This is a genomic window from Gordonia sp. UCD-TK1, from assembly GCF_001691435.1.
GTDB lineage: Bacteria > Actinomycetota > Actinomycetes > Mycobacteriales > Mycobacteriaceae > Gordonia > Gordonia hongkongensis.
The window spans coordinates 49,376-67,405 of record NZ_LZMP01000003.1 but is presented as its reverse complement, the minus strand read 5'-3'; the positions used below and the strand labels follow the sequence as shown (position 1 = coordinate 67,405).

19 protein-coding genes are annotated in these 18,030 nt (G+C 68.7%); all 19 read right to left on the bottom strand.

All coding sequences use genetic code 11. From position 1 onward, the window contains the following. Positions 1-49: 49 nt before the first annotated feature. Genes A9310_RS25490 through A9310_RS03180 form a run of 19 tightly spaced genes read right to left on the bottom strand, consistent with a single transcriptional unit; the run spans position 50 to position 17,849 of the window. Positions 50-229 (bottom strand): hypothetical protein, encoded by a 180-nt coding sequence (locus A9310_RS25490; RefSeq protein ID WP_139104520.1) that lies wholly within the window; start codon positions 227-229, stop codon positions 50-52. A gap of 20 nt (positions 230-249) precedes the next feature. Further along, entirely contained in the window at positions 250-657 is a 408-nt protein-coding gene (locus A9310_RS03265; RefSeq protein WP_065629367.1) for a DUF4913 domain-containing protein, read from the bottom strand. Beyond that, positions 657-2,591 carry a type IV secretory system conjugative DNA transfer family protein gene (locus A9310_RS03260; RefSeq protein WP_065629366.1) on the bottom strand — a complete coding sequence of 645 codons (1,935 nt, stop codon included), beginning with the start codon at positions 2,589-2,591 and terminating at the stop codon, positions 657-659. Before A9310_RS03260 ends, A9310_RS03265 begins: the two co-directional genes overlap by 1 nt. Then, complete coding sequence (locus A9310_RS03255; RefSeq protein WP_065629365.1) at positions 2,588-3,289, bottom strand: hypothetical protein; 702 nt, start codon at positions 3,287-3,289, stop codon at positions 2,588-2,590. Before A9310_RS03255 ends, A9310_RS03260 begins: the two co-directional genes overlap by 4 nt. Positions 3,290-3,328: 39 nt before the next feature. Next, on the bottom strand, positions 3,329-3,874 hold the full coding sequence (locus A9310_RS03250) for a hypothetical protein (RefSeq protein ID WP_065629364.1): 546 nt from the start codon (positions 3,872-3,874) through the stop codon (positions 3,329-3,331). Next, positions 3,871-5,895, bottom strand: a complete 2,025-nt coding sequence (locus A9310_RS03245) for a transglycosylase family protein (protein WP_065629363.1) — start codon at positions 5,893-5,895, stop codon at positions 3,871-3,873. The genes A9310_RS03250 and A9310_RS03245 overlap by 4 nt, the downstream gene beginning before the upstream one ends. After that, positions 5,888-6,286 (bottom strand): hypothetical protein, encoded by a 399-nt coding sequence (locus tag A9310_RS03240; RefSeq protein ID WP_065629362.1) that lies wholly within the window; start codon positions 6,284-6,286, stop codon positions 5,888-5,890. Before A9310_RS03240 ends, A9310_RS03245 begins: the two co-directional genes overlap by 8 nt. Further along, a complete protein-coding gene (locus A9310_RS03235; protein WP_065629361.1) occupies positions 6,283-8,247 on the bottom strand; it encodes a hypothetical protein in 1,965 nt (654 codons plus the stop codon). The genes A9310_RS03240 and A9310_RS03235 overlap by 4 nt, the downstream gene beginning before the upstream one ends. A 20-nt stretch (positions 8,248-8,267) precedes the next feature. Next, a complete protein-coding gene (locus A9310_RS03230) occupies positions 8,268-9,326 on the bottom strand; it encodes a hypothetical protein (RefSeq protein WP_065629360.1) in 1,059 nt (352 codons plus the stop codon). 28 nt (positions 9,327-9,354) lie between these two features. After that, a complete protein-coding gene (locus tag A9310_RS03225) occupies positions 9,355-10,851 on the bottom strand; it encodes an SCO6880 family protein (RefSeq protein WP_065629359.1) in 1,497 nt (498 codons plus the stop codon). 43 nt (positions 10,852-10,894) lie between these two features. Next, on the bottom strand, positions 10,895-12,349 hold the full coding sequence (locus tag A9310_RS03220) for a hypothetical protein (RefSeq protein WP_139104519.1): 1,455 nt from the start codon (positions 12,347-12,349) through the stop codon (positions 10,895-10,897). Positions 12,350-12,402: 53 nt separating this feature from the next. Beyond that, entirely contained in the window at positions 12,403-13,305 is a 903-nt protein-coding gene (locus A9310_RS03215) for a hypothetical protein (RefSeq protein WP_065629357.1), read from the bottom strand. A gap of 4 nt (positions 13,306-13,309) precedes the next feature. After that, positions 13,310-13,996, bottom strand: a complete 687-nt coding sequence (locus tag A9310_RS03210; RefSeq protein WP_139104518.1) for a hypothetical protein — start codon at positions 13,994-13,996, stop codon at positions 13,310-13,312. Continuing rightward, complete coding sequence (locus tag A9310_RS03205; RefSeq protein WP_011161191.1) at positions 13,942-14,211, bottom strand: hypothetical protein; 270 nt, start codon at positions 14,209-14,211, stop codon at positions 13,942-13,944. The genes A9310_RS03210 and A9310_RS03205 overlap by 55 nt, the downstream gene beginning before the upstream one ends. Before the next feature lie 25 nt (positions 14,212-14,236). Continuing rightward, positions 14,237-14,527, bottom strand: a complete 291-nt coding sequence (locus A9310_RS03200; RefSeq protein WP_065629356.1) for a hypothetical protein — start codon at positions 14,525-14,527, stop codon at positions 14,237-14,239. Between the two features lie 43 nt (positions 14,528-14,570). Then, entirely contained in the window at positions 14,571-15,200 is a 630-nt protein-coding gene (locus tag A9310_RS03195) for a hypothetical protein (RefSeq protein WP_065629355.1), read from the bottom strand. A gap of 5 nt (positions 15,201-15,205) precedes the next feature. After that, the gene (locus tag A9310_RS03190) at positions 15,206-16,573 is read right to left on the bottom strand and encodes a hypothetical protein (RefSeq protein ID WP_065629354.1); all 1,368 of its coding nucleotides are present in this window, start codon (positions 16,571-16,573) and stop codon (positions 15,206-15,208) included. A gap of 17 nt (positions 16,574-16,590) precedes the next feature. Next, positions 16,591-17,427, bottom strand: coding sequence for a hypothetical protein (locus A9310_RS03185; RefSeq protein ID WP_065629353.1), 837 nt, complete (start codon positions 17,425-17,427; stop codon positions 16,591-16,593). Continuing rightward, a complete protein-coding gene (locus A9310_RS03180; protein WP_065629352.1) occupies positions 17,424-17,849 on the bottom strand; it encodes a hypothetical protein in 426 nt (141 codons plus the stop codon). Before A9310_RS03180 ends, A9310_RS03185 begins: the two co-directional genes overlap by 4 nt. Positions 17,850-18,030 lie beyond the last annotated feature (181 nt).

Sequence of the window (18,030 nt, the reverse complement as noted above, 5' to 3'; positions counted from 1 at the left end):
ACGGTGGAGGGCCAGCTCGTAGATGCGATGTGGGGCGGTCGAATCGTGGTCAGCGGTCATGGTGCGATCCCTCGTCGAGGTCAGGTTTGCGGTGGTGATCAGGTGGTCGTGGTCGGCGGCGTTGGCGGAGGACTGCTCTGGTGACGACGACGGCGCCGGTGATGGCCAGGACCACCAGCAGCACGACGCAGCCGACGAGCGCCCAGTGCACTAGCGGCGTTGGTGGCATGACTGGCTTGTCTCGTCGTGTTACGCGGCGGTGGTGTGGTCGGCGGGTGGGTCGAACCATCCGGGCGGGGGTGGGGTGCTCGCGTCGGTGAGTGTGTCTGTGGTGGTGTGTTTTTCGGGGGTGCATAGGTAGAGCGGTCCGTTTTCGGCGGTGAGGGTGCGCCAGTGGGCGTCGAGGTGGGCGGTCCACCACGACGACAGTGCGGCGGGGTCTTCGCTCAGGCGGGCGGTCTCCCACGCTTTCCACAGCTCCTCGAGGCGGATGACGACTTCGTCGTGGCGCCACCACTGCGCGCACCAGCGGGTGTCGCGGTCGAAGCGTCCGGCTTTGATGTGGCTGAGCCAGTTGGTGAACCAGTCGGCGCCGGAGGTGAACCGCCAGTGCGCGCGGGGATCGTCGTCGGGGGTGTCGGTGTCGTGGGTGGTCATCAGAAGGTCCTTTCCCGGGTGGTGGCGGCGAGGGGCGGTGCAGCGGTCAGTGCTGTTTGCTGGGCTGCGCGTTCAGTCGCGCAGGCCTTCTTGGAGGCGTCGATCAGCTCGGCGTAGGGGCCGAGCCAGTAGGAGTTCTTGGTGGTGACGACGGTGCGGTTGCCGGAGGTGGCCAGCACTGCGCGCTCGGCGGGGAGTGCTTTGAGGTCGTCGATACCGAGAATGGGTTCGCTGGACCAGGATTCGCTGGTGCTGGTCGATCCCAGACCGGAGTTGGAGTGCGAGCGGCTGCGGCGACGGACGTCGCGTTGGCCGATCATGCGGCTCAGGCCCGAGAGGTAGGACTCGTTGTTCGATGATCCGGCGTAGATGTAGACGTTCGAGGAGTCCACGAGCATGTCGAGTTTGTCCTTGGACCACACTTTCGCGGCCTGGGCCAGCGATTGCAGCATCGTGACGATGACGATGCCCTGGCTGCCGAAGTGGGAGTACCAGTCGGGTAGTTCGGGCAGCTTGCACACGTTCGCGGCCTCATCGAGCACTGCCACGACGGGCACCGGCAGACGTCCACCGTTGCGCCGTGCTTGGGCGACGGAGGCTTTGAAGATGGTGTCGGCCAGGGCGGTGGTCAACGCGGTGGCCGATCCTGCCCCTTCCATCGACAGGGCATACATGGTGTCGGTGGAGGTGACGAACGCTTGCGGATCGAACTTGGGCAGGTCGTGGCGAATGTCGTTGCTGCCGACGGTGTTGTCGCCGTCGAACCGCACACGTTGGGGCGGGAGGACCGATCGGGCGTAGGCGGGCACGGTCATGACGTTGATGAACCGTCGCGCCATGTCGTAGAGGCCGTCTTGCTGGCGGGGGTTGAGGTTGGCGGCGGTGTCGATCTTGGCCGCGGCGTCGTGGTGGCCGTGGCGGGTCAACACCTGGCGGGCGACTTTGAGTTTGGGGTCGGTGAGCCAGCCGTCGACGTGTTTGAGGTCTCCCCCACCGACGGCTGCGGCCAGAATGTGCAGAGCGAGCAGTTCTTTGGCGCCGCCGTCGAAGTAGGCGTCCAGGCGTGATCCTTCGGCGGTTTCGGCGGCGGCGAAGATCGCGGCGAGCTCTCGGGCGTCGGAGAGTTCGTGCACGCACCAGAACGGGTCCCACCACCACTGCTGGCCCTGAGTACCGGCGATGTGCTGGAGGTCCGAGAGCCAGATGGTGCCGCGGGTGCGTGGCGGTTCGCGCCGTTGGGTGCGATAGGCCCACAGTGCGCGCAGCCCTTGTCGGCTGATGTCGGCCTTGGCGGCGGGAGCGGTGTCGAGGTCGTTGCGGTCACGGACCCAGCGGGTGGCGTCGTAGATGTCGGGCTTGTTGGAGGTGGCGAACACGGCGCCAGGCGCCTGGCAGATCATCGGGATGGCGTAGCCGGTGGTCTTGCCGCATCGGGGTCCGCCGATGACGAGTCCGACCCACTCCCAGCTCATGTAGAGCGCGGAGGTGCCCGCGCCGATCAGCGATCCCAGCACCAGCCCGTAGTCGAGGTGCCCGGTGATGGCGTCGCGGCCGCGGAGGCGCTGCGCGGAGTGCTTGGCGTCGCGGGCGGTGATGGCGTGCAGTTCCCGGGGACGAGGAAGAAACTGTGCCACCTGGTCGAACTCGCGCAGCACGGCGGTCGCGGCGCGATGACGTCCCACCACGACCGCGATCGCGGCGGCGGCGATGACCGCGACCACCAGGAGCACGGTGGAGGCCACCGGCCACTGGAAGGTGCCGTCGACGGCGGCGGTGGCCGGGTTGATCAGCACCGGGCCGGGCTGGCCGGTGAGCCAGCACCCGGCCCGCCAGCACACGTAGATGATCCCCAGCAGCGCGAACACGGCTGCGGCGAGGTAGTAGCCGACCATGGATTCGTGTTGGCCGCGGTCGCGGCGATGGGTGGTGCTCACAGCTGGGCTCCGGTGTCGAGGGTGACGCTGGCCCCGATCTCGTGGACCGGGGTGGTCTGCCAGTCGCTGTCGCCGGCGGCGATCAACGCGGCTTCGGGGGCGGGTTCGGTGTCGGCGATGAGTTCACTCATCGAGCGGTGTCCGCCCGCGGCCGCGGCGTCGTCGACGTCGATGGCATAGTTCGCGGCCGAGGTCGACACCTGGTCGAGCAGATCGGTGTCGGCGACCTCGCCGAGGTCCTTGTCGCGGTCGCGGCCGCCGATGCTGTCGGGGTCGACGCCGGCCTCACGCAGCCGCTCATCCCAGGCGTGCGCCCATTGCTCGGCGCGCTGCGCGGTGGCGTTGGTCTGGGCTTGCCGGGCGGTGTCACCGTCGCGGGCGGCCTCGGCCGCGGCTTCGCGCGCCAGATCAGCGGCGGCGTGTGCCCCGGCCCAGCGGGCCATCAAATCCGGTGTCAGCGGGTGAGGTTCGGCGCTGGTGTCGGTGTAGCGGGGCTGGTGGGCGCCAGTGTGGCGCGCGAAGTTCAGGCGCTGCTGGGCGCGGGTCTGCCGGGCACGTCGTTTGTGCTGCTGGTTGCGGACCTCACGCAGCGCTTCGTCGGCGCGACGTCGGGAGTGCCGCATGATGGTGCGGATTTCGTCGAAGATGTCGTCGACTTCGCGGCTGTTGTCCTGGGGGACGCTTTGTGGGTCGAGCATGGTGTGCCTTCCTTCGAGGGGTGATGGGAGGTAGGTGGGTCAGGTGTCGGCGCGGGGGTAGGTGGCGACCTTCCACTGGCCGTCGACGCGGACGAGGTCGGCGGTGACGGTGAACTTCCGGAACGAGGTCACCGTGGCGTCGATGCCGAGCACGGTCTGGATGACGGTGCCGCGCGCGCTGGCCTTGTCCGGTGAGATCAGCACTGCCGAGGCGTTGTCGACGCGGGCGGTGATGACGTCGAGAGATTGCTTCCATGCGCCCCACTGGGCGCTGGGACGCACCGTTGCCGAGCTGTCGGCGGAGTCCAATGCCTGGCCGGTGAGGGTGGCGCGGGTGCGGCGCAGCGCATCGGTGGGTGAGGTGTCTGCGGCGGGTTGCCAGCTGAACATGGTGGTGACCGTGGTGGTGAATACCCCGATGGGTTCGGCGCGATCGGGCAGGCCGGGCGGGCTGCTGTAGTGCTCGCCGTGGTCATGGTCGTGTGCGGGTTCGGTGGTGTCGTCGCTGCCGGAGCATCCGGCCAGTGCGGCGATCAGCACGATTGCGAGGACGACCAGGAGGTGGTGGTGTCGGTGGTGGTTCATCGGTTCTTCTCCGGAAGTCCTTGATCGGCGAACTGTTTGGCGTAGGCGATGACTTTCTGGCCGTACGGGCGGGTCTGGGTGTCGTAGTCGCCGCCGGTGGGTGTTCCGCCGGCGTTGAGGACCGCGCCGACTCCGGCGTTGTAGGCGTAGGCATAGAGAATTTCGCGGCCTTCGGCGGGTTCTTTGACTCGCCCGGAGGCGATCGCGGCGTCGATCTGTTTGGCGTTGGCGCAGGAGAACCGTCCGGCGGCCATGACGGCGTCGCCGATGTCGGTGGCCGAGGCGCGGCCGTTGCCGTCGTCGTCTTTGGCCCAGGACGGGTAGGTGTAGTCCATGAACTGCATCGGTCCCTTCGCGCCTCTCGGGGACACCAGGGAGGCGTTGAACCCGGTCTCTTGCTTGCCGATTCCGCCGAGGAATGCCGAGCTGATCTGCGGGCACAGCAGTCCGGCTTTGCGGAACCATGGCTCGTAGGCCGGTGGGACCCGTCCGGCGGCGAGGTTGTCGACTCCCCCGCCGTGCTGGTCCTCGACCGGGCCGCAGTCGGCGCTCTCGTCGGCGCTGATCCCGCCGGTGATCCCGGGTGCGGTGTAAACCTCATTGCCGCGGGGCATGCCGTGGCCTTCGACGGTGGCGTGGACGTGGTCGAAGTGGTTCTGGGTGGGGTCGCCGCGGTCGTCCATGACGTTGGACTTGCCGACCACCGGGTAGTAGGTCTGGCGCCAGATCGTGTACTCGAGCTTGAAGTGCTTCTTGTTGTCGAGGATGTACTTGTTGACGGCGTTGCCGAGCGCGATCCCTTGCGCGGAGGTGTAGTTGGGGATCATGACGTCGACGGCGCGGCCAGACGGGTGGTCGTTGTAGCCGCCGCCGTCGGCGCGCCAACCGCCGATGGTCTGGATCTGGGGGAACTTGGCGGCGATCGCGCGGGCCAGGCGGATCGTGTCGACCTGGAAGTGCGCTTCGGAGCCCTTGGACTTCGGCAGCGGCGGCAGCGGACCCGACGGCCCGGACGGTGCGGGCGGGCCGCTGGGGGCGCCTGCCGGTGGGGGCACCGCGGCGGCGTTGAGGAACGTGCCTGCGGGTGCGGGTTTCTTGCCGGTGACCCCGGCGGTCTTGGAGGTGGTCGGCCAGGCGCCCCAGCCTTGGGAACCCAGGACCCGGTTGGCGACCTCCATCTGCTGTTCGCGGGTGGCTTTGTCGGCGGTCGGCGCGTACTGGCCGCCGCCGGCGCCGGTCCAGGTCGAGGCCGAGAACTGCAATCCGCCGTAGTAGCCGTTGCCGGTGTTGATCTTCCAGTTGCCGCCGGATTCGTGCTTGGCCACGGCATCCCAGTCGGCGGCGGTGACGACGTCGGCGGCGGGGATCACCCGGGGTGCGGTGAGCACCCGCGGTCCGCCCGGTTGGGCGGGCGCTCGCCCGGCGGGGGCGGCTCCGGGTTCGGGGCTGGTGGACACCCACCCGGCCGGGTCGACCGAGTGGCCGCCGGTGAAGTCGCGGTGCCCGCCATCCCACACCTCGAAATGCAGGTGCGGGCCGGTGGATTGGCCGTCGTTGCCGAGCTTGGCGATGTGTTGTCCGGCGGTGACTTTCTGGCCGGCTTTGACCAGAACGCCGTCGGCGAACATGTGCCCGTACACCGTGGACCACACGTGGCCGTTGATGTTGTGGGTGAGCACGATCCAGTGCCCGAACCCCGAGGCGGTCCCGGCGGCGGTGACGGTGCCGTCGGCGGCAGCGTAGATCGGCGCGCCGATCGCCCCGGCGAGGTCGATACCTTCGTGCATCGCGCCATCGCGCGGGCCGTAGCCCGACGTGATCTGAAAGTCCTTGACTTTCATCGGCTTGACCTTGGCGCCGGGTGAGAGGGAGGCGTCGGCGGGTTGGTCGACACCGCCGGTCAGCGGCAGGCAGGAGTCGTCGTCGCCGGCCACGGAGATGATGAGAGTGCACGAGGCGAAGAACCCCATGACCAGTGCCAGCAGCGGCACCAGCAGTTTGGAGGCGTTGCCCTCACCCACGAGGCAGGTCCCGGTCGGCGGCGGTGTCGCGGTCGAGGTCGCGGACGTGTTCGGTCAGCGCCTTGTTCATCGAGCGCACGACCTCGAGGCGGGTAGCCCATTCGCGGTCTCGGGCGGTGACATCGCGGCCGACCCCGGCCGCCCGGCACCACCGCATGACGCTGTTGGTGCCGGCGCCGATGCTCGCCGCGACGTCGGCGGCCGCGGCGGTCAGCGACAGCGAGGTGCGGGCGAGCAGCTCGGCCACCGCACGCACCGCCAACCGCCGGACTTCCTCGGGGTGGGCGGTGCGGCGCGGGTTGGGTTCGACAACCCAGTCCTGCACCTGTTCCCAGGCGCTGGGTAGCGGGTCGAGCGGGGCGGCTGTGCCCGGGTCGCTGTCGGTGCTCATGCCGCGGCTCCGGACTTGGCGCCGCGGCCGCGGTTGAAGCGCTTGTTGGTGTTGTGCATCTCGGTGGCGCGCTCGGTGGCGGTCAACCGCATCTGCACCGGGATACCGGGCTGCTCACCCTCTTTGATCAGGAATTTGCCCATACCCGGCGGTACGGTGTTGGTTTCGGTGCCGGTGGCGCGGACCCCGTCGGCCCAGTCGGTTTCGTTGATCTCGGAGACGACGGGGTCGTCGATGCCGCGGGGGGTGGTGGCCCACTCGGCGAGGGTGGCGGCTTCTTTCTCGTTGAGGTTGACCTTGCCTTCCATCAGCGAGGCTTCGTCCTCGGGTAGCGGGAAGCACACCTTGACCCGGGCGCGGTCGAGGAAGCCCATGGCGCGCTGGCGATCTTCCATCGAGTCGAACGCCTGGAGGTCTTTGACGGTGTGGGTGGTGAACAGGCTGCCGGTGCCCTGTTCGCGCTGGACGCGGGTGACTTCGTCGACCCGCCAGACGATGCCGTTGCCGACACCGAGCACCAGCGAGAACTCGTCGCACACCAGGTCGTAGTTGCGGGGCTCTTGCAGGCCGTGATCGGAGAGCAGGTGGGAGGCTTCGACGGCGGAGAATCCGTCGGACCAGCACGCCAGGAGTACCGCGGCGCGCAGCTTGCGGGCGTTGGCCGGTAGCCGGGACATGTCCACGCACACCCCGAGGGCGTCGATGTCGATGGGTTCTTTGGTGGGGGCGTTGAAGATCTCGCCGAACTGTCCCGACACCAGCTGATCGAGCGACTGGCGCAGGTTCTCGGTCAGCAGCAGGTAGCGGTCGACGGCGATCGCGTCATGCGGGCGACGCCCCAGGGCGCCGGAGGCATCGAGGAGGTCCTGGTGGGCGCGACGCAACTCCGGATTGGTGTCGGCGTCGCGGGCGGTGGCGTCGATGAGAGTTTGCGGGACCTGGCGCAGCAGGTTGAGCACATCGCCGGGCAGGGGCGCATTGGTCAGGGTGAACTCGTTGGCCGTGCCGTAGAGCACCCGCAACGCGGTGGTCAGCAGCGTCTCCTCGTGCGGGGCGATCGGCCGTCCGGAGCTGATCTCGAGTAGCCCGGTCGCTGCGGTGACCTGGCGGGCCCGCATTTCGCGTTCGGCGAGTTGGCGTGCGGCGGTGGGCAACCGGGCGATGAGGTTGCCGAAGGTGCCCACGGCCAGGGGGTTCATCGGCGAGTCGAACCCGACGCTGGTGACCTGCGGGGTGACCGGTGTGATGCCGTCCTCGCGGTACTGAACCCGGCCGTCGCTGTCGTGGAGGACCATCTGGCGCATCATGTTGACGAAGTCGGGGCGGTGATCGCCCATGATGAGCGGGCGGACCCCGGTGGCCAGGTCGTGGCACACAATGCGCCGGTTGAGGGTGCTTTTGCCGAATCCGTTGAGCCCGAACACCATCGCTGAGGGTGCGGTGATCTGGCCGGCCTCGAACCAACCGATCTGATCGAACCCGACGGGCTGTCCGGTGTCGAGGTGCGAGCCGACGGGGGCGCCGTCCAGAGGTGCCGAGGCGCCGATGGGAAACGGGTAGAACCCCGGCACGTGCGCGGTGGTGCCGCGCAGCTCGTTGGGGCGGCGCACATGGGCGACGCGGCCGCCGCCACGCCCGTCGAAGCCCCGGTTGGTGCGGATCAGGGTGGGCACGTCGAACTGGATCGGGCGGGCGACGGCGGCTTCGTGGCGTTCCCGGCGGCGGGTGTCGTTGTCGAGCTTCTGGCGGGCGAGGTAGCCGCTGATCCCACCGCTGCGGGCGGTGTCGAGCAGGTCCTCGCGGGTGTCGTCGTCGTAGAACGTGGTCGGCTTCGTCGAGCGTTCCTTGGTGCTCGGCCGGGTGGCCGAGGCCGCACCAGCATTCAGGCGCAACGTCGACGGCGTGGTGTCGCCGCCGGTGGCGGCGGTGGTGGCGGCCTTGTGGAGGTCAGTGACAGTCATGGTGGGTGTCTCGCAATCGGTTAGCGGTGGCGGTGGCGCAGGGCTTCGTCGGTGATGTCGCCGTGTTCGGGCAGCAGCACCCCCAGCCCGGTTCCGGCGGCGAACAGTTCGGCGTGGCGGTCGTAGCCGTTGCGCACGCCGAGGCGGGCGAACAGCGGCAACCGGGTGCGTAGGGCGTCCACCGACGGCGTGCGGGGACGCGGCTCGGTGATCGTCAGCGTGGCGCCGAAGCGCTGCAGCACGGGCTCGAAGGTGAGCCGAATGGGGTCGTCGGGGTGAATGGTGTCGGCGATGCAGGTCGCCCGCCAGGTGATCGCCAGCCGGGTGCGCGGTGTGGTCGGATCACGCTCGAGAAGCTGGGCCAGGACCGAACCCATCGCGTGTGGCGGTTCCAGCACGTGCGGGGCGATCACCCACGTCGCCGACAGCAGGTCGTTGTGGCAGAACACATCCCGCACCCGGTGTGGTGTCGAGTCCGGTGCGATGTCGGCGAACGTGGGCGAGGCGTCATCGGCCAGGCCGCCGCGGTAGGCCCGTACCCCGACCGCGGCGACCTGCGCTGCGGTCAGCGGCGTGGTGTCCAGCCCGGCGGCGTGCAGGGACCCGATCAGAGTGTGCAGGCGTCGGCCCACTTCCACGGCCATCTCGTCGGGGGTGGTCTTCATTGCCGAGGTGGCCGCGACGAAGGTGACCGCGAGATAGGTGTCGGTGGCGAGGTCGGCGACGTCGAGGTGGTGATGGCCCTCGGGGACAATCCACTGCCGGTGGGCGATGTCGGTGCGGGGGAAGGTGTCGGCGACGGCGGTGACCGCGACGACATCCCAGGCGTCGGCGCCGAAGTCGATGCGGGTGTAGTCGCACAGTTGTTGCCAATCGCGCAGCGTCGCGCCGGTCGCGGTGAGGATCACCGTGTAGTGGCCGGTGGCGTGGGCGCGGATCAGACCGTAGTCGTGGCCGCCGGCCGAGCGGTGCTCGGTGATCGACAGGACGGTGTTGATCTGGGGCAGGGATGCCGCCGAGGAGGACAGGCGGGCGCGCGAGCGCTGAAGCAGCGAGGTCAGGGCGGGAAGCGTCGGCATCGCGGGGGTGGTCCTTTCTGGCCCGGGTTTAGGCGGCGAGCTTGTCGGAGACGGTGCTCTCTTCGGAGAGCACGACACCGAAACCCAGTCCGGCGCAGAAGGTGACGAGTTGTTCGTCACGGGTCGGTTCGAGTGGGGTGGCCGCCGAGAGGCCCAGATCGGTGACGAGGGTTTCGATCTTCTGGGTGTCGGCACCGATGGGGCAGGTGGCGGTCACGATCATCGACACCCGCGTCACGCCGGCACCGCGGGCCTGTTCCTGTCGGGCGCCTTCGGCGCTGTCGAGGCGCACGAGTGCGCGTTCGGGCAGTTTGCCGACGTTGGTGCGCACGGCCTGGCGGGCATCGTTGTGGTCCTTGTTGACGATGGTGGTGGCTTGGGCCGGGGTGTAGGGCTGGTAGACGAAGGTGACGCGTTTGCGCGGTACGTCGCTGTTCGGGGACAGCRGATCGGCGAGCACATTGGAGTCGAACGGCGCCTCGGGTTCGTTGCGCATCGTCCACGACATCGACTGCGCCGCATCGTGAAGCAGGCGGCCATGCTGGTCAGACGCTGAGGTCGGTCCGCAGTCTTCCCACCGCAGGCGCATCGGTTCACCGCTCATCAGACCGATTTCGAGGTCGAGCTCGTCGGCCGGGGAGAAACTGCGGCGGGCGATGGCGCAGATTTCGCGTTCGAGCATCGGCCGTACTCGCAGACCGGCGGCGTGGCAGTAGTCCCGAATCCGGCCGAGGCGGCGCGCCAACTCGTTGCCCATGTCGGTGGCGTCGCGTTTGCGGTGCATGGTGTCCGCGCGCCAGGTCAACCCGATCCTGGCTTCCAGGCGCACTTCGGCGGTCGGTACCGCTTCGGTGGCCTCGATGATGATCTTGCGGGCCAGCGCCGGAGCGGTGTCTTTGAGTCGCGACCGCACGATGCTGGAGGCCCGCATCCCTGATTCGGGAAGGGTTTCCATGGTGACCGTGGCGGCCACGAAGTCTGGTGATTGCCCGAGGAAGGTGAGCATGTCGCCGAGGCGGGCGACCCAGCGGTCTCGCACGGGCTGGTCATTCCACTCCCCGCCCTGGGGCCAGGTCCGCAGGACCAGGGTGTAGAAGTTCCTCGACGACAACTTGATCAGGCCGAACGGTGCCGATCCGTCGCCGGGTGAGAAGTTGAACGTCTCGGCGGTGGCCAGCGGTCCCGGTGGTGGGGTGCCGTCGGGGATCATGGTGAACGGCCCGGACCGCACCAGGGTCTCACCGGCACGGCGCGACTTCGACACCGCCCGTGCACCCATGCCCAGCTCCCACGCCGACCGGCCGCGCAGCGACACCACCAGCGGCACGAACAGCACAGCCAGCGTGAACGGCAGCCCGAAGAACTTGATCACCCCGGGCAGCGGCAGCATCAGCCCGACGACGGCGATGAACAGGAACCCGAGCAGCACCATCGTCGAGAACATGGTGAACCCGAATGCGCCGGAGGACCGGAACGCCGCCGCGGGGCGGTACAGCAGTCGGCGGGTGCCGGCTTTGTCGGTCATGACAACCTCTTTCGACAGTCAGAGAGAGATGGGTCGGTGGCGGCTAGTGCGCCATGGCGTGTTCGTTCCAGCCCGAACGCATCGGCGGTGGACTGCTCAGGGACGGGTCAGAGCTGGTGGTGGCTTCGACCTCGGATTCGACGCTGTCGCTGACGGTTTGCATTGCTGCCCCGGCGAGTCCGCCGGCCGATCCCATCGCGTCGCCCAGGCCGGAGGTGGGACCGCCGCCTCCTCCCCCGCCGCCGGAGCTGGCCTGGCCGCCCTGGCCACCGGAGAGGGCGGGTTGGGCGCCCGGCCCGCCGCCACCGGATGGCGGTGGTGGTGAGGGTGCCGATGCCGTGGAGATACCGCCCGAGGGTCCACCGCCGCCGCGACCGGCGATCGAGGACATCCCGCCCGCGCTCGCGCCGCCGCTGGCCCCGGCGGTCGCCCCACCCGAGGCGGCCGCGGCCGCGACCTTGCCCGCCGCGACACCGGCACCGATGGCCGCACCCGCTGCTGCGGCACCTGATCCGCCGCCGCCCATGCTTGCCACGGCGGGGGCGATCAGGCGCATGAGCGCGGGTAACACGAACGCGCACAGCATCATCAGCACCATGCCCAGGACCACCTGTTGGGCGTTGTCTTTGGAGGCTCCGGCGCGAAAGGCCACGAAGTAGGTCAGCGCGCCCACGGGTTTGAACAGCAGGAATGCCACCGACCACGCGACGAGCCGCTGGTAGCTCTGCGAGCCGGGTCCGGTGCCGGAGAATGCGGCGGCCACCGGTAGCGCGGCGACGACCAGCAGCAGCATCGCCTCGCGCACCACCAGCAACGCCAACTGCAAGAAGGCTCCGAGGAATCCAACGAGGGCGAAGATGCCGATGGCGGTGGTGCCCAGCGCGGAGTTGGTCAGCAGGTTGAGTTTGAGGAAGTTCTTGATGACGTCGCCGTTGCCGCCGCCGGCGGTCACCGATTCGCTGACCAGCCAGTTGGAGATGCCGTCGGCGATGCGGCCGCCCACGGTCAGTGCCAGCGGGATCGCGGCGGTGGCCATCGCTGAGCGGAAGATCAGTTTGAAGCCCTCTTCGGCGTCATCGGCCAGGGAGCGTTTGCGGTCGATCATCATCCGCAGGCCGAAGAACATCAGCGAGAACGTCAAACCCACGATCTGGATTTGCAGGGTGTGGTCGTGCACTTCCTGCATGAGGGAGGACTTGTTGTCCAACTGGGGGTTCGGCAGTTTGATCCACCACGCCATCGCCCACGTCAGAACGGTCTGGTAGCCCTCGAGTAGCGAGTTGACGATCTTCTCGAATGTTCCGCCGACCACGCTGCCGGCCACATTGCTCGCGGCGTTGCCCGCGGCGCCGCAGACGGTCCGCGTCAACGGTCCCAGGGCGTCGCACAGCGGGTTCGCTGCGGCCGTGCCCGCACCGGCCCACGAGGACACTGTCGCGGCGATCAGCGCCACCACGACCGCGGCGTGGGTGCGTCGGCCGGTCAGGGCAGCGCGCACACGCCCCAGTCGGCCGGAACGCGGTTCCCGGAGGTGAGAGTCGTTGCGGTGGTTCACCATGGGGTCCACCCATCGCCGGTGGTCGAGATGAGCAGTCGGCTCGGTTCGTTGCCGGGTTCGGGGACCACCCATTTCCACTGACCGTCGCGCCAGACCATGTCGACGCCGACCGAGATGGCGGTGAAGCCGTCGTCGCGGTTGAGAGGTTGGGCGAACTCGACGTGGGCGAAGTCGGTGGAGTATGTGGTGACGCGGACCGCGACCGGCACATCCCGGATCTGCGCGGGCAACTCAGGGTTTCCGGCATAGACCTGCGCGCCGTTGGTGCGCAGGTTGTCGGCCTCGGGACGGGCGGCCTCGGAGACCACGGCCGCGCGATCGAGCAGGGCGACGTTCTGGTCATCGGGTGCCCAGGTAGCGCGCTGGCCGATCTGCCAGGCCGCCAGCGCCGCGCCCTGCGGGGTGTGGGCAAATCCGGTGGGTACACCGTCGGTGCTGATCGCGGTCGGACCATCGGAGGTGGAGAATGGGATGGTCGCGCCGTACACGCGCTGCCACATCAATCCCTTCGGCGGTGGGAGCACGGCCTCAGGGTCAGCGGTGTCGGCGGGATCGGTGGTCTGTGGGAGGACCTGGCCGAGCGGGTTGGTCGGGGTTTCCACCCGGCGGCCGCGGGTGTCGGTGGTGGGCACCCCGAACGCGTCGTCGGGCAGCCGGGTCACCGGGGTTTGCGGCGGCAGCGACGTCGGTGTGTCCGTGGCGGTGACCTGTGGCGGCGGTGCTGACGAATCGCCATCATCGCCGCGGATGGCGACCAGCACGGCCGCGCCGATGACCATGGTCAACACCAGCAGCGACAGCACCAGCGTGGTGCTCTTGTAGCCACCGGACTGGCGCAGTGAGTGCACCGCTGCCAGTCGGCCGAGGTCGTCGTCGCGAGGATCGGGGGTGCTCATGGGGTTACGCTCCTGTCAGTGCGACCATGTCGGTCGGCGTGGCCGAGATCGCGTCCACCGGTGAGGCACCCGCCGCGGCGTCGGGCAGCAGCAGTCGCCAGTCACCGAACGCCGGTGCCCACACGACCGTGGTGTGATTGACCGTCATCGAGCGGTCCGGCAGCCGGGTGTAGATGTCGACGGATGCCTTGTCGGGGGTGAACGCGGTCAGTTTCCAGCCCTGCACCTGCGGCGCCTGACCGGCTGGTACGCCGGACGTGGTCGACAGCTGAATGCGGTTGGTGATGAAGTCATCTCGCGCTTGTCCCGGTGCGAGGAGTTCACGCACAACCTGGGGCCACTGGTCATCGAGCGCGACCGACAGACGCACGATGGCATTGACCGCCGCCAGCCCAGCGCCCGGAGGGGTGCGGTCGAACCCTCCCGGGGCGATGACATCGGACATCTCGTGGGGGCCTTCGGCGGCTTGGGGAAGGCGCATCCCGTTGAACTCCACCCACCGCAGATCGGTGGGCGGCGCGGTCAGCGGAATCTGTTGCGGCGTCGACGGCGTGGCCGTGTCGGGCTCTGATCCGCACCCGGCCAGCAGGCCGATCACCGTGCACACCAGGCCGAGGAGGGTGATCGGTGTGGTGATCAGCCGAATACCAGCACCGCCGCCGCGATGTTGCCGGCGATCGCGACCACCCACACCCCGAAGATGATCTTGGTGAACCACTCCCCCGCGGGGATCTGGGAGAACGGATGCTCGCGCACCTTGTCGAAGGCGATCGAGGCGCCCAGAAAGACCAGGTGCAGCAGCGCGAGCATGTTGGCTACGAACACGAACCAGCCGCCGATCAGGGTGATGTTGCTCATCACCTCGGGGGGTAGTTTCGCGTAGGCCACTGTCATGGTGGTGTTCATCGCTGTAGCTTTCGGTCCGCACGGCTCACTGCCCGCCCGCGGCCTGCAGGATCGTGGCGCCCGTCGCGATCACCATCGTCCCGACGATCGCGCCGATCGCGATCTTCACGCCCTTGCTGTCGCCGCGATCGGTGATCTTGTCCCATGCGATGAAGCCGCCGCCGACGACGATCGCCACCGCGCAGGCGAAGTAGGCCAGGAAGGTGGCCCACCCGCCGAAGGTGTTGAGCCGATCCGACAGGCCGGGAATCGGGATGGGGTTGAACGCCACGTAGGTGGTGGTGGCTGTGGCCGTAGCCAGGGTGGACTGGAGCATGATCTCTTCCTTCTCGTGAGGTGGAGGTTGTGGAATTGAGCCGTTACGGGGTTGTGCCGTTGTCGTTCGACATCACCGCGACCGCGGCGTCTCGCAGGCCCTGGCCGACGGCGGCGATGTCCGGGGCGACGACGGTGCGCGGATCGGCCCGCCGCGCCGCCGGCGCGGGATCGGGGCCGGTCGAGGGCAGCTCGTTGAGCGGGGTGTCGACGAGGAAGTCGTGCCAGGAGATGTGCCACACGTTCGCGAAAAGGCCCGACCCGACCAGCAATTCGCGGTCGCGCCGGAGCCGGGCGGTCGGCTTTCCCTTCCGCCCGGCTACCAGCACCAAACCCAGCAACTGCACATGGGCTGGCGCATTGTTCGTCGCGTACTGGCGGGCGGCCAGCGACGCCGCGGCCAGGCCGCGCGCCGATTCTCGCGCAACGAGTACCGCGAACGGTGGCTCGTCGGCCCGCCCGGGCCACAACTGGCCGGAATCGCCGACATGGTCGAGCTGGGCCGCGAGCGTGGATACACCAGCACCGCCGTGGCAGCCCACGGCCGCCACCAGATGCGCCGGTAACCGGGTCGTGCGCCGCCCCAACATCTCCGATGCGCTCGGCGGCAAAATCGACGCACCCCGAATCGCTCCGGCGTTGTGCGCCGACACCTTCTCCACACTCGCGGCCATCGTTGTTATGCCCCCTTCGGCGTGAGCTGCGGGAAGGTGACCTTGAGACCCGGGACGGCCTTCTCTGCCTGTCGGGAGAGGTCGACCGCGGCGTCGGTGACGGTCGTGCGCACCTGATCGGCGGCACCGCCCAGTGCCTTGTAGGGGGCGTCGGCCTGCTCCGCGGTCCAGTTCGCGGTGTAGGTCTGGCCACCAATGGTGGTCTCGGCGTTGACATCTCCACCGACGTTGACCTGGTAATGCACCGCCGGTAGACCAGCCTTGGTCGCCTGGTCGGCAGGAAGGTGCAGCTCGAACTGGTTGGCGCCGGGGTTGGGCAGCGGCGCCGGTTGCGGGCGCGGTGGCTGCGGGGCGCGTCGGTTCGGGTCGGGCTGGCCGGGCAGTCCGGGCTGACGCGGGTTCGCACCCGGATCTCCGGCGCCCAGGGCGTGCGCGAGGAGTCCACCGGCCGTTCCGCCGGCCACACCACCGACGATCGCCGCGGGGATACCCAGGGCCGCCGCACCGATCGCCGCACCCGCGGCCGCACCGATCGCCGCACCCGGGCCGGTGTTCGCGCCTGGGAAGGGCACCACCATCGCCGAGCCGATGGCCGCGCCCACGCCGGTACCGATCAGCGCACCACCCACACCGCCGGTCACCGCGGCGGGCACGCCGAGGGCGACCGCACCCGCGGTCCCGCCGAGAGCCACACCGATGATGGTGGCCGCGGCCTGGCGGGACGCTTCGTCTTCGGGGACGCCGACCGAGATGAGGCCCTGGGCGATCTTCGCTTCGCCATAGGCCGACCACTCGTTGATCGAGACCCGCTGACGGTCGGTCAGCCAGGGAGCATCACGTTTGAGCTGGTCTTCCTCGACGAGGAAGTTGCCCACGCGCAACGTCTTCGGGGGCGGGGCAATAGGCCTGACGGGCGCGACCGGGCGGGGCAAGGTGTAAGCCCGCGGCGGTGCCGGGTTGTAGACGGTGTCGTAGTTGGGCTGGTTGTACGCCTGCGGATCGGAGTAGGGCCGATACGGCGCTTCCCGGGGCGGTGCCGGAATTGCGCCCGGACCGGGGTTGTAGTTGTAGCTCGGCGCAGTCTGCTGCGGAGGTGCGACCGGTGGGGTTGCGTCGTCGCCACCGCCGCCGACCCCGCCCTGCTCGAATCCATCGTCGGTCTCGCCCTGGTCGACGCCGCCCTGTTCGTAGGCTGCGGCCGGGCTGTCGACCAGGAGTGTGGCGCCGAAGGAGCCGGAAACCATCAGCGCGGCGAGCACTGTCCCGACGAACGGGGTGACGGGTGGGGCGGTGCGGTGCCGGCGTTGTGCCCGCGACCGCCGGGGCGGGGTGTCGAACCGCGGAGACGTGACCGCTGGTGAGGTGAGGTACATGGGAGGGGGTGACCTTTCTATTTCTTGTTTCGTGTGACAGACGCGATGTAGGTGCGTTCGCCGATCTGGGTGGTGGTGATGTTCTGGACATCGGGGTCGGGGTCGCGGGTGCCGTCGGGCAGGATCAACGTGACCTCTGTGCGGTAGGTGTTGGCGCCGGTCTCGGTGATCGACAGGCAATACCGCGCTTGGGGATTGAGCGTGTCGATGCTCGATTGCAGATCGACCGCGCTGCCGATGCCCTCAACGGTGGATGAGGCCAGTGCCCGCGCGGCCGGCCCGGAACGCCAGTGAAAGTAGGCGTAGTTGAACGCCTTGATCACGTTCGGCCCGGACGTCAGGTCACCCGGGTCGCGGCCGGTGGTGGTCGCTCCTTCGGTGGTCGAGGGGCATTCCACTGCATCGGAGAACGGGTCCGGGGTGTCCATCGCGGCGACCGGATCGGTGATGCCGTCGCCTCCCCCGCCGCCAACGACCGCCTTGATCGAGAACACGATCACCAGCACCGCAACGACGATCACGCCCACCGAGGCGCCCACGATCAGCAACCACCGACGTTGCCCCCGTGCCGGAGGAGTCGGAGGTGGAGTGCTTCGAGCGACAGTCGGTGTGGGATAAACAGTCTCGACGTAAGGGTCGTCCTCGACATCCTCAAACTCGACGACCTGGGGCTCCTCGTGGGCGGCGTAGCTGTAGCGGTTGTCGTCGAGGGGTTCGACGTCATCGATGGGTGCGGTGATGTCCTGCTCAGCAGGCGCCGGCTCGTCGTTCCACTCGGTGGGCTGGTCCGGGTGAGATTCGGCGGTGTGCAGCCAGGACTGCACACTCGGATCGTTCTGCCAACCGGTACTCATCCGAACCTCACCTCGCCCCCGGGGCGGTATGCGCGGGTCCAGCGATCGCAGGCGGCGAGGTGCCAGTGCAGAGGGTGTTCATCGCCGAACACACCGCGCCGGACCGCGGTCAGCGAGAACGGGTCGATGGTGTGCAGCGTGTTGTCGAACACGTCGCGGTAGGTGGCGCCGACCAGAAGCTCTTCCGGCAACGAACCGTTCGAACCGACCACCAGCACAACGCTGTTCGCGTCGAGACGGTAACCGCGGTCACCGGGCAGTACGCACCGCGCCCGTTCGTCGTACGCCTCTTTGAGACGCGTGATGCTGTGGCCGTTACCCATCCCCCATCGAGTCGACGCGCAACCGTTCTCATCGGTCAGGATCACCGAGATGGCCGGGTCGGTGACTGCCGTGACCAGATCGACGGGACTCAACCACACCGGCTCACCTGCATGCGGGCTGATAGGACGGCCCGGGTAGTCCGGGTTGTGAGAGGCACGTCCCCCGAACGGGGGTCGGATTGCACTGTCACTGAACATGTACTCGCTCCTTCCGGAGTGATTCGCTGAGTGCGTAAGTGGAAGAGAAAGGGCCTAGCTGGCGGTGGTGGTTCGACCACCA